Source organism: Lentilactobacillus dabitei, from assembly GCF_019061365.1.
GTDB lineage: Bacteria > Bacillota > Bacilli > Lactobacillales > Lactobacillaceae > Lentilactobacillus > Lentilactobacillus dabitei.
Genome location: NZ_JAHPPD010000080.1, coordinates 1 through 12,043, shown reverse-complemented (window position 1 = coordinate 12,043; position 12,043 = coordinate 1). Strand labels below are relative to the sequence as shown.

Genomic DNA, 12,043 nt, shown 5'->3' with positions numbered 1-12,043 from the left:
TTTATTCTAACGAGAAACAAAAAATCTGTCATCAGTAATAGATAAAATCTATTACCAACAACAGATATTGTAGAACCCTAATTACTGCCGGCAAAGGGTCCAACCTACAAACCATATTGGACTAGGGCTTACATTCCAAACAAGCAGCGCAACCATTCCGCAACTACGAATGATGGCGCTGCTTTTTAAACTCTAAACTCAAGTACCGTTGATGTTACTTTTATTATTAGGACCGCTCCGATGCAACTGTTGCTCGTCACTCACTATCAAACTTCTCATTCAACTTCTCAAAATTAATCGTCCCTAATCCAGTTGCCTGATTATACAACATTCCTGGCTGGCTCGTATAATACAAATTATTGTTTTCCGTTCCGTCAAGCACGGTGAATGGGCTGTCAGTTTGTTGCGCAAACTGATAAATTTGTGGGTTCCAAAAACCAACCGGTGTCTGACGACCACTATTCATGACCGCATTGGCCCCAGCCATTTGTGGTGACGTATAACTCGTTCCGCCACTCACTGACCATTGCTTTGATGGTGTCCGAATCACCTTTCGATGTTTACCAGTTCCCTTGACCGAAATCACCGTTCCAGAAACGTAAGTGGCATACCCGGTTTGAATGTCGGCGTTACCAGAAACATCAGGGAGATTCCTTGAATTACCAATCCCCGTAATGACCCGAGGATGCTTCGTGATCACAAACTTATGCTGTTTTTTATCATAGGTCAAATAAGTAACCGCTCGATAAGTATTAACGCCGGAAATTCCCTGCTGATATCGTGGGGTCGGGTTCACAGCAGAAAAGCCGCCGCCGCTAGCGCCAAAGATCCCATATTTAGTGTCGCTTGCACTAGTAGCTTCAGCATTTCCCCAAGCTCGTTCAGTTGGAATGCTGATCAATTTATTATTGATAACTTTCTGGTAAGGTAGCGTTGTGCCGCCAACCATCACTAAGTATGGTGAAGTCGACATCGAATGAATTTCCTTTGGTCCCGGCTGGTCAGTCCGGCCAAAGTCACCACTAGATTTGAAGACGGTAATTCCTTGGGCTGCAGCCTGTTCAAGCATCAGATTAAAGGCATTACTGTACTGTTGAACCGATGTACTTGGATCACTCCAATCAGCTGCATTCTCCTCGTCTGGTGCAAAGCTGGTTGAAATTTGTTTATCTTGATTACCAGAGATCGCTGTCATAAACGACGTATAGTAGGCCCCGGCGTCTGATGTTCTAGTGCCGGTCGTATCGCCAACGTAAAAATCAATATCCGCTTGTGGGGCAACAGATGAGGCTGATTGAACATCGACAGTTGCTTCAGTCTGAACACTATTGAGCATTTCATTCAGTGATTTTTGCGCATCAGCCTTGGTGCCAACGGTATAAATTCGATAAATCCGGCTCACGTCGTCGTTAACCCCACATTGTTGCCAATAAGTGGTCAAATCACTATTATGAATATCGCCATAGCTAATAATTCCGATCCGCTGACCTTGCCCCTGTTGGCCCTTATTATACAAAGTGTTCAATTGGTAGGCATTGGCAAACTTAGCCGCCCCATATTTCCGTGAAAAAGCATTACCAGCTAATGTCGTGTCCGGCTTGGTTGCAGTCGTTGGCAAATCAGCCGTCAATGCGGTGTGGGCCTTCTTCGTTGTCTCTTTGGTAGCTTTCTTAGCCTGCGGTGCGTACAAGCCAACAACCGCGGCTACCTTCGATGAAAGATTCCCTGGTAATTTGTAGTGGGTCCTAGATGGATAACCCTTCTTAGCTGCTGGAACATCTTTGGCCCCAAATGCCTGCCGCATGTTAGTCGTTGTCGCGGTGAGCTTCAACGACATGTTACCAGGATAAGCGGTTGCCTTAACGTGATATTTTTTAAAATAGTCTTTAAACGACTGAATATAACTATCCGACTGACCAAACTTGCTGGCAAACGCAGCCGGTGTCAGATATTGGTGAAACTGGGCGCTGGTCGGATCCACCGTGTTATACACATAGTTGGTTAAATCCGCCTCGTTAGTCGGTTTCAATGCAACATTGACAATGGTCGTTTTGGCTGCTGCCTTAGCAACCAAATTCACCCCAATATTCATACTGGCCCCAAACACCAATAAACTGCTAAGCATTGCAATTGTGAACCGCTTTTTCTTCAAAATCATCATTGATCACCCCTCATCACTAAATTTATGGCTAAGCTTTTCAAAGTTAATGGTTCCCAACCCCGTCGCTTGATTGTAAAGTTTGCCAGGTTGACCCGTATAATACAGATTATCGTTATTATCGGCATCATCAAGAACATTAAATGGACTGTCAGTTTCTTGAGCAAATTGGTAAATCTGTGGATTCCAAAATCCAACGGGGGTTTGTCGTCCACTATTGATCACGGCATTAGCACCTGCCATTTGTGGCGTGGTGAAGCTGGTACCACCATCTATCCCCCATAATTTAGCTGACACTTTAACCGCTTTATGCGTTTTGGCATTAACGGCATAGCGTTGGCCTGAAACATAAGAGGCGTATCCTGTTTGCCGATCAGCGTTTCCGGCTATGTCAGGCAGATTTCGAGAATTACCCGTACCGAAAATGACATGAGGATGCTTGGTTAACTGATACTTACCTTTTTTGAAAGTAAGATAGTTAATTGCTCTAAATGTATTAATCCCCGAGACACCCTGCTGATACCTTGGCGTTGGGTTTAAGGCTGAAAAGCCACCACCACCGCCACTAAAGCTACTATACTTGGTATCGTATGCTGGTGATGAATAAGTATCCCCCCAAGCACGTTCTTTTGGCACCGTCACGACCTTATTGGCAATAATCTTTTGATAGGGCAGGGTCGTGCCACCAACCAGTACTTGGTAAGGCGAAGTTGACATCAAATGATTCTCTTTGGCCCCAGATTGCGCATATGGCCCCCTGTCACCACTAGCTTGAAATACCGTAATCCCTTGGGCAGCCGCTTGTTCAAGGATCAAGTTAAAAGCATGACTATATTGGCTAACCGTCGCACTTGGATCATCCCAATCAGATGCAACTTCAAATCCCGGTGCCATACTAGAAGTCAACTGCTGGTCACGATTGCTCGAAATGGCCGTCATAAACGTTGCATAATGAGAAGACGGCAAGGTTGTGTGAGTACCAGAAATATCACCACTATACAAATCAATACCAGCTTGCGGGGCAACCGAAGAAGCCGACTGTGCGTCCAGGGTTGCTTCCATTTGAGAAGCTTGAATCGTTACATTCATTGCTTTTTGTGCCTGAGCCTTTGAATCCACTGGATAAATATGCTGTACTCGGCTTAAATCATCATTAACGCCCGCTTGCTGCCAGTAGGTGACTAAATCACTATCTCGAACATCACTGGTGTTAATGATTCCAATGCGTTGACCTTGGCCCTGTAAGCCCTGATTGTAGAGCGTGTTCAACTTATAAGCATTTGCGAATTTAGCCGCACCATATTTTTTAGAGAAGGCGTTCCCGACTAAGCTTGTGTCTGGCTTATCAGACGTTGACAAATCAGCGGTCAATGCTACTGAATGCTTGTGAGCGGTCGCCTTCTTAGCTACCTTGCTTGCCTTTGATTGCTTAGGGTAGAGGCCAATGACTGCCACCGCTTTATTTGAGAGCTGTCCTGGCAGTTGGTAGGCCGTGGTGGTTCTACCACCCTTTTTAACGGCCTTTACCTTAAATGCCTTCTGCAGATTAGTCGTCGTCGCAGTTAATTTTAATGCTAAGTTACCAGAATACGCCCGAATTTGAACATGATATTGTTTCAAGTAATCCTTAAACGATTGAATGGTGCCGTCCGACTGACCAAACTTGCTGGCAAACGCAGCCGGAGTCAAATATTGGTGAAACTGGGCACTGGTCGGGTCCACTGTGGCGTACACGTAGTTAGTCAAATCCGTTTCATTAGTCGGCTTCAATGCCACGTTGACAACCGTGGTTTGGGCCGCCGCACGAGCAGGACGGACCCCCATGATCGTGCTGGCACCAACGACCAATAAGCCGCTCAACATCGCAACTGTTAACTGTCTTCCCCTCAACATCATCACTCTTTTCTATCGTTAATATGAATTAATTATAACAATCTGGTTGATCAATTTCTCTGATTTGCACTGATTGCCATTTTTTCTTGAAATAACTACATTAGATCTTTGCTTGGGCTTTTTCAACCAGCTGGCTCGAAACGACCTCACTCGTAAACCGCTGCAGTGGTGTATACGTATGCCGGTCTTTAAATGCCACTGGATTGACTTTAACAATGGCAACCAGCAAATTATTTTCCGTGAGAAATATTTGACCAATTTGCTTATACTTGCCCTTGGTATGCTTACCGGTACGCCAACTGTGCAGCTTAAAATCTCCCTGTTCATCCGTTTTAATTTGATACTGCCCTGAATCATTAGTTTCTATGGGCACACCGATATATTGAAACACCTCATACTTCCCCTTCACATTCATCATCCTTTCATTTTACATAAGTAAATTATGAATAAAGTTAGAACTTATTTCTAATAATTTCGCAAAAACCAGACATAACTGTTTTCTTCATATACAATAAATATTGTGAACGTAACAATCAAGGGGTGATTAAATGAACCAGAAAAAAATAGTAACCGATTCAGCCATTCATCTATCTAATGCAGATATTCGTAACTATGGGATTGCAGTTATGAATCCACCAATTTTGATAGATGGCAAGTTGTTCGGTTACGTAAATAAAATCAAAAGTGAAAAGTTCCTGCAGCTATTTGAAAAGTGCTCGGTTAAACCAATCATTGGCGAAATTGCTGTGCCAGAGTTAATTGACACTTACAATCGTCTCGGAGAAGATGGCAGTCAGATTCTCTCCATTCATTTAAGTGATAAGCTGACCAGTACTTATCAAAACGCCCTCATTGCCGCCAAAGCATCTACGAGTGACGTCACCGTCATTAATAGCGGCGTTACGGCGGCCGGCTTGGCTTACCAGGTACTCGCAGCCGCCAAATGGCTTGCGGCTGGGGTGGAGATTGCTGAGGTTTCTGATAAGCTCAAACGTATCCAAAACAATACCCGAATCTTCTTCTCTGTCCAAAATAATCCCCAGCTGATTAACCGCAAAATTGTTGGCAAAATCAGAGGGATGTTGGATAAGCAGTTGAACGTTTCTTATATATTGCAATTTTTAAATAATGATTTTACATTTGTGACTCGCAGTCGCAAAGAAGATCTGATCGATCAATTCTGGGAGAAACAACTAGCGGAAATGCATGACCAAAATCTCGTCAAGTTATCAATTCTTCACTCTGGCAGTGATGAGCGGGCTAAATTATTGTATGACATGTTGAGCAAAGAATTCCCGTTTGTCCCGATTTCAATTGTTGCTACCAATCCAGAGATGACCACTTTTATTGGCCCAGAAGCGACTGGAGTCACTTATCTGCTGGGTTAATACTACTTTCCCGTTTAATTAACCGGTTGCCCACAACGACTTTTTGGGGCGTCCGGTTTTTTTCTGCACTCGTTGACGTATTCAGCTGGTTTAACAACTGCATGGCCACTTCTCCCATCATACCAGTATTGACTTTAACTGCTGTCAATGATGGAATCACATATTTGGCCACAGCGGTATCGTTGAAGCTGACTAAGCTCACATCACCCGGAACCGCAATGCCATTTTTGTGAAGGGCTTTTAACGCCCCGACGGCCATGGCATCGTTGGCAACGAACAAAGCATTGGGAAAAGCTTCGCGGTCCTTTTGAATCGCCTGGTTGACTAAATTGTACGCAGTCTGCAGCGTATAGTCCCCAATAAAGATATTGTCTGGATTGTATAAGGACCGGTGTTCCAAATAATTCCGAAAAACCTCCAAGCGCGGATCGATGATCTTCAACTTGTGATCACTGGTATATTCAATTCCCGATAACATCCCGATTTGCTTCAAGCCATTATCAATGAAGTCGTTCAACACAGACTTGGTCGAATTATCAAAATCGGTTACAACACAATCATAGCCTTTAGCTAAGGTATCAAAATCCACAAACACAATATTACGGGTTACTTTGAGCATTGTCTGAATCTGCTGGTCACTAAACTTACCGATTGCAATGATCGATTTGACATCCTGATCAATCGCATTCAGTGAGTCGCCAGCAAAATAGCGCTTGACCTTGTAGTGTAATTGATCGGCCATCTTCTCGGCACCCATTCGAATCGATAAATAATATAAATCATCTAATTCCTGTTGTTCGGAATACCACTCAACAACGGCGATGCTATCGCGAGTCGTGCTCACCCGATGCTTCTTGGTGTAATCCAAGTCTTCAGCGACCTGAAAAATTTTTTTGCGGGTCACGTCACTGACTGAAAGTGACTTGTCATAATTAAGTACCCGAGAAACCGTTGTAATTGACACCCCAGCTTTATGCGCGATATCTTTAATTGTTGCCATTATGTCACCCCTTCAAATACAGTATAATCCCTTCTTCAACTGACCATTAACAAATTTAGTTAATTTACTAAAATAATTATCTTTTGTTTAGCCTGATAAGTCAAGGATATTCCGTCATAATAACGTTTTTGGCTAGTAAACTTATTGACGTAACCGCTATGAATTTCTATAATGAACTTGAACTGAGTTACCAAGGACAGCTGCTCCAAGTCAACATCTGCTCATCAGTATCGGCAACGAATCTTTCAAAATCAACTCTTTCGTTACTGAACCTAATGGTAGTTTGACACTTGGACCCGCTGACTGACTAAACAGGGAGGGTCATGTCGTGAAAGACACAATTAAGGAAGCCTACCAACAATGGGTACAGCAACCGAATTTACCAGCTGATATTTTACTTAATCTAGATCAAATGAAGACTGATTCAAATCAACAAGAAGACGCATTTGGCACCTTTTTATCGTTTGGAACCGCTGGAATGCGGGGAATTCTGGGCGCCGGCACTAATCGCATGAACATTTTTACTGTTCGCCAAGCCGCCGAGGGCCTTGCATCCTTCATGGATACGTTGGATGAAGCTACTCGCAAACGGGGAGTTGCAATTAGTTTCGATTCCCGTTACCACTCCAAAGAATTTGCCCACGAATCTGCTAAAGTATTAGGATATCATCACATCCCAACCTTTGTCTTTGATGACATCCGCCCGACCCCGGAGCTATCCTTTGCGGTCCGCCATCTCCACACTTATGCCGGCATTATGATTACGGCCAGCCATAACCCCAAGCAATACAATGGCTTCAAGATTTATGGCGAAGATGGCGGCCAGATGCCTCCAAAGGAATCTGATTTAATTACCTCCTATATTCGTAAGAACAGTGACCTGTTTGCTATTAAGGTAACGCCTGAACAAGAACTGCGGGAAGCCAAGACCATGAACCTGATTGGCGAAGACGTTGATCAAGCCTATCTGGCAAAGGTTAAGACCGTCAACATTGATTTAGACCTGATCAAAAAGGTCGGTGCCAACATGAAATTTGTTTATACGCCCTTGCACGGAACTGGTAAAGTGATTGCGCGTCGGGCCTTAGAAGCAGCCGGCTTTAAGAATTACGTAGTTGTGCCAGAACAAACCATCGCCGATCCAGAGTTCCCAACTACCCCATTTCCTAACCCAGAGTTCCCGCAAGCCTTTGATTTGGCTAAGGAACTTGGCAAAAAGGTAGCCGCCGACGTCTTAATCGCCTCAGATCCTGACGCTGACCGGCTAGGTTGTGCGGTTCGTCAACCTGATGGTAATTATCAATTATTAAGCGGTAACCAAATTGCCAGCGTCTTACTAAATTACATTTTAACCGCTAAAAAGAATGCCGGTGATTTACCAGCTGACGGCACGATTGTGAAATCCATCGTTTCAACTGATTTGGCCGTGAAGATTGCTGCTTCGTTTGGCGTTGCGACTAACAATGTTCTGACTGGTTTCAAGTTTATTGCTGAGGCCATTCACCATTATGAAACTGAGCATGATCACACCTTCCTGTTTGGCTTTGAAGAAAGCTTTGGTTACTTAATCAAACCATTTGTCCGGGATAAGGATGCCATTCAGACTGTCCTATTGCTGGCTGAAGTGGCAGCCTATTATAAGAATCAGGGCAAGACTTTGTATGACGGTGTTCAGGAAATGTTCCAGAAGTACGGCTACTACGCAGAAAAGACCATCGCTAAAGAGTTCGATGGCCTTGATGGCAAGGATAAAATGGCCCACATTTTGGCTGAATTGCGTGATAATCCACTCACTGAAATTAACGGCCACAAGGTTATCAGTCATGCTGACTACCAATCATCTATTCTGACTGATCAGGATGGCAAGACGTCGACCATTAACTTACCAAAATCCAACGTGCTGAAGTATTGGTTGGATGATGAAACTTGGGTCGCCGTTCGGCCATCTGGAACCGAACCAAAAGTAAAGTTCTACCTTGAAGTCGTCGACAAGAGCCAGAAAGCTGTGGACGCTAAGTTAAATAGTTATGTTGATGAACTGGATAAGTTGATTAACAAATTAATTAATAACTAATGAACATTTAAATACAATTGAGATCTGACTACAGTCTGCTGCTGATGACCGTAGTCAGATCTTTTTTATTTGACGGAGGTTAAGCCTGCGTTGTGGAGTGGATACTGGTAGAATAGAGGGATTAGAAGACAGTTTCTCAAAGCAGCAATCTGCATGTAAGCACCTCGAATAAAAATTCCAAAAACCAGAATTTCTATTCGAGGAGACTTACATACCGATTGCAAACCGCTTTGCTACGCTCACTTATCTTTTAGGAGGACATTCCATTGAAATTAACGACAACGATTAAGCTCACAACCGGTGCCCTATTGCTCTCTGGGCTAACACTATTCCAAGCCCAACCGGTTCACGCCAAAATTATCAAAAATAGTTTTGTGATTACCAAACAAGCCATCAAAACAACTAATAGCAAGAAACAGGTTAAAATAACGATTCCTAAGAACACACCATTACAAGTTGGTGGTGTCAAAACCATTGCTGGCAAGAAGTACGTTTATACCGATGTTGAGCGGTTAAGCTATAACCTGAGAAAGCCATTATTAAGTTCAAAAGCCACCAGCACAATTACACGGTGGCTGCCAGCAACTAAAGCCACTTTTAAGCAGATTGAAAAACCAGTTTATTTAGACTATTACGCCGCCCAATCCGATGGCAAACGATCACTCAAGAAAGTCAAGACCGAGACTGGCAATCTTTGGAAGGGTTACATCGTCCCTGCCGACTATGTTTCCCAAACCAACACAAGAATCCGGGTGACGACTGATGGTTACTTAGAATACTACGAAAATTCACCGTACCTCTTCAAAGTTTCACCACAGCCAACTACCAGTGTTAAAGTCCAAAACGCGACCCACCCAACCAGCAGTGGTAAGACCATTTTGAACTTCAAAACGGATGTTGCTCAACTGCCATTTGTTAAGCTGAGTCACAACCATTACCAGCTCACCATTCAAGGAACCTCATATGGCAACGTGACAGTCATCCCGAATGACGAAGATGTCCAAAAGGTACTGACCAGCTGGGTCTCACGGATCAATAAAGAAGACTGGTTTGAAATTAATAGTGTCAGCAATTTTAAATAGGGAGGCAAGTAGCTTGATAACAACCAAACAAATCAAAAAAGCTGGTCTCGCATTGACCGTGGCATTATCTGCAGTGATCAGTTTCACCACCGCAGCATCCGCTAGCAGTCAATACTTAACCAGCAAATCTCACAATTTATTTTTGGAAACAAAGCAGACCATCCATACAACCAACGCGTATTTTAAGGATATCTCCATTACAATTCCAAAAGGGACCGTCTTTAACGCTGGCTCAATCGGCAAGGGCGTTACAACTGGCAAACCATACGTCAATATTAATATGGATAACCTCCGCTGGCCGCTGCGAAAAGTGGTCGATGAGTCCAAACATAATCAACAGATGACCACTTACATTTGGGCGAAAAAGAGCCTCTTCAAAATCGTAAAGCAACCCAATTACCTCGCCTATACCAAAACCCCAGATAATTACACTCAGGATCCTTACGTGTGGGAAGGCAATAAAGCCCTGCCAAGTGACCAATTTTTGTCGAAGCAGAATGCCTTTCGAGTCACTGACGACGGCTACCTGGAATACTTCACCGGCATCACTATCTACACGGATGGTAATGCCAAACCAGCCGATTATGCCAAACTCCAAAAGTTCGTTAAGAAAGGCAACACCTCGTACTTCTACACCAAGGCAGAAGTTTCCGGCTTACCAATGACCAAAATCAATAGCACCGGCAAGTACCGTTACCGCCTGAAAATGACCAGGACCAATCACTACTTGGCGACGGTGAACCATTCGAAGATTCAAAAGTATGGCAGTAACGCGGTTATTTCTGTCAGGTATAACGTCGGCGGCAAGGACTTTTATGTGGGGAGTATGACCGTTTATCCGTAATAAGGAAGCTAATATCTCTTTATAACTAAGAAAATTAAAATAATTCAAATTTGCAACAACTTTTTTTAATTATTCGAGCACGCTTCCTTTGTATTCCTTTCAAATCAAGGTTAAAATGATAAAGAACCCCGTAGGAGAGGAATTTGAATATGAAAACTGCTGTAATCACTGATAGTGCCAGTTACCTCGATAAGGAACTGGCTAATAAATACCAGATCACCGTTTTACCAATCACCGTAATTTTTGGCCAAACACAATACCGCGATGGCATCGATATCACTTCTGAAGCCTTTCTCAAAAAATTGGCGGAAGCTGACCAACTGCCGACGACTGCCCAAGTCACAATGGGCCAGATGCAGACAGCATTTGACCAACTCAGTGAACAGGGATTCGATGAGGTCATCTGTGTCAATCTATCTTCTGGCATCACCTCGTTTTACGAAAACTTGGTTGCCTACAGCCAGCAAGTGACCAATATTAAGGTGTATCCATTTGACTCAAAAATTGCTAGTGCGGGTGAAGCTGACTTGACACTATTGGCTGGCAAACTGGCAATGGCTGGTGAAAATGCCGCCACCATTCTGCCTAAGTTGGACCAATTGAGAGACTCCATCCACGTTTGTTTGGTAGTTGACAGTTTATCTCATCTGCAACGCACAGGACGGATCTCCAACACCTCAGCTTTTTTTGGTAATCTACTGAAAATCAAACCAATGTTAACTTTTGACGAGGCCGGTAAAATCGTTCCGTTGGCCAAAGACCGCACGATGAAGCAATCGCTTGAGCACATCGTCAAATTCATCACAGAAAGTCAATCTGACTTCCAACTGCCGATGAGAATTTCGGTGGTTGACGCCAATAATCCGAAGCTCAGTAAGGCCTGGGTTAACCGATTCCATGAAGAGTTTCCAAGCACCGCAATCAGTACTTATCAAATTAGCCCAGCAATCACCGTTCATACTGGCGAAAAAGCCATGGGCGTTGTTTGGGATATTGATTGGGATAAAATTAGCAAGTAACTTGAACCACAGCGAGTGAATTGCCACTCGCTTTTTTGTCGTCTTGATTGTAGTTGGCTACAAATCATTCGTCCAAATTCCAAATTTTATGATATTTTAACGAACCTATGATAAAATTTGGTCCAAGTTTTAAAATATCACTGTTTTTTCAAATCTTTGTAGAATAAGATTGCTTAGGATTGCAAATATAGCTATTATTTCAAAATACATTTAATTTTAAACTCGCAAGTTTTCAATCACCATCAAAATTCGAAAGCTGAAGGTAAATCAATCATGGCAAATTATCATAATGTCAACCACTCCTGAATAAGTTCAGGAGCTTGTGAGAATAACACCTCACGGTGTCACGACCACAATTTGCTTAGATACAGCGGTTGCCTGCAAGCAGGTCTTACGTGCTAATTACCAAAACCTTTAGTGTCCGCAGGTTGCCAGACGGACACAGTTTATTATCGGGATATGATACCCCTTGCTAAAATATTTTGGGCGGCATTATGGTCTCGGATATGGGACTGATGACAGGCTGGACAAGTCCATTCACGATCGGCCAGTGTAAGTTTATGAGTGCCATGACTCCCCCTAATG

10 protein-coding genes are annotated in these 12,043 nt (G+C 43.4%); 5 read left to right on the top strand and 5 right to left on the bottom strand.

Going from position 1 to position 12,043, the window contains the following annotated elements; all coding sequences use genetic code 11:
- Positions 1 to 256 precede the first annotated feature (256 nt).
- From KTE19_RS10915 to KTE19_RS10905, 3 genes are all read right to left on the bottom strand, one after another.
- On the bottom strand, positions 257 to 2,161 hold the full coding sequence (locus tag KTE19_RS10915) for a S53 family peptidase (RefSeq protein ID WP_217342283.1): 1,905 nt from the start codon (positions 2,159 to 2,161) through the stop codon (positions 257 to 259).
- Positions 2,162 to 2,164: 3 nt separating this feature from the next.
- Entirely contained in the window at positions 2,165 to 4,051 is a 1,887-nt protein-coding gene (locus KTE19_RS10910) for a S53 family peptidase (protein ID WP_217342282.1), read from the bottom strand.
- A 100-nt stretch (positions 4,052 to 4,151) separates the two neighbouring features.
- Positions 4,152 to 4,460: a DUF7671 family protein gene (locus KTE19_RS10905; protein WP_217165147.1), complete on the bottom strand. Its 309-nt coding sequence runs from the start codon at positions 4,458 to 4,460 to the stop codon at positions 4,152 to 4,154.
- A gap of 139 nt (positions 4,461 to 4,599) precedes the next feature.
- Here KTE19_RS10905 and KTE19_RS10900 point away from each other — a divergent pair, with 139 nt between their 5' ends.
- Complete coding sequence (locus tag KTE19_RS10900; RefSeq protein WP_217342281.1) at positions 4,600 to 5,439, top strand: DegV family protein; 840 nt, start codon at positions 4,600 to 4,602, stop codon at positions 5,437 to 5,439.
- Here KTE19_RS10900 and KTE19_RS10895 read toward each other — a convergent pair.
- The gene (locus KTE19_RS10895) at positions 5,420 to 6,439 is read right to left on the bottom strand and encodes a LacI family DNA-binding transcriptional regulator (protein WP_217165146.1); all 1,020 of its coding nucleotides are present in this window, start codon (positions 6,437 to 6,439) and stop codon (positions 5,420 to 5,422) included. The two genes, KTE19_RS10900 and KTE19_RS10895, sit on opposite strands and share 20 nt — an antisense overlap.
- A 328-nt stretch (positions 6,440 to 6,767) precedes the next feature.
- Here KTE19_RS10895 and KTE19_RS10890 point away from each other — a divergent pair, with 328 nt between their 5' ends.
- From KTE19_RS10890 to KTE19_RS10875, 4 genes are all read left to right on the top strand, one after another.
- The gene (locus tag KTE19_RS10890; RefSeq protein WP_217165144.1) at positions 6,768 to 8,513 is read left to right on the top strand and encodes a phospho-sugar mutase; all 1,746 of its coding nucleotides are present in this window, start codon (positions 6,768 to 6,770) and stop codon (positions 8,511 to 8,513) included.
- A gap of 266 nt (positions 8,514 to 8,779) precedes the next feature.
- Entirely contained in the window at positions 8,780 to 9,595 is an 816-nt protein-coding gene (locus KTE19_RS10885) for a hypothetical protein (protein WP_217165142.1), read from the top strand.
- Between the two features lie 13 nt (positions 9,596 to 9,608).
- Entirely contained in the window at positions 9,609 to 10,439 is an 831-nt protein-coding gene (locus KTE19_RS10880; protein ID WP_249778519.1) for a hypothetical protein, read from the top strand.
- Between the two features lie 149 nt (positions 10,440 to 10,588).
- Positions 10,589 to 11,458, top strand: coding sequence for a DegV family protein (locus KTE19_RS10875; RefSeq protein WP_217165140.1), 870 nt, complete (start codon positions 10,589 to 10,591; stop codon positions 11,456 to 11,458).
- Positions 11,459 to 11,907: 449 nt separating this feature from the next.
- Here KTE19_RS10875 and KTE19_RS10870 read toward each other — a convergent pair.
- Positions 11,908 to 12,043: zinc ribbon domain-containing protein (locus KTE19_RS10870; protein WP_217342284.1), on the bottom strand; the 136-nt coding region annotated here is incomplete at its 5' end.

Bases quoted from the DNA above. Each gene is read 5' to 3' on its own strand.
- KTE19_RS10915 (WP_217342283.1), bottom strand. From the start codon at position 2,161: ATGATGATTTTGAAGAAAAAGCGGTTCACAATTGCAATGCTTAGCAGT.
- KTE19_RS10910 (WP_217342282.1), bottom strand. From the start codon at position 4,051: ATGTTGAGGGGAAGACAGTTAACAGTTGCGATGTTGAGCGGCTTATTG.
- KTE19_RS10900 (WP_217342281.1), top strand. From the start codon at position 4,600: ATGAACCAGAAAAAAATAGTAACCGATTCAGCCATTCATCTATCTAAT.
- KTE19_RS10895 (WP_217165146.1), bottom strand. From the start codon at position 6,439: ATGGCAACAATTAAAGATATCGCGCATAAAGCTGGGGTGTCAATTACA.
- KTE19_RS10875 (WP_217165140.1), top strand. From the start codon at position 10,589: ATGAAAACTGCTGTAATCACTGATAGTGCCAGTTACCTCGATAAGGAA.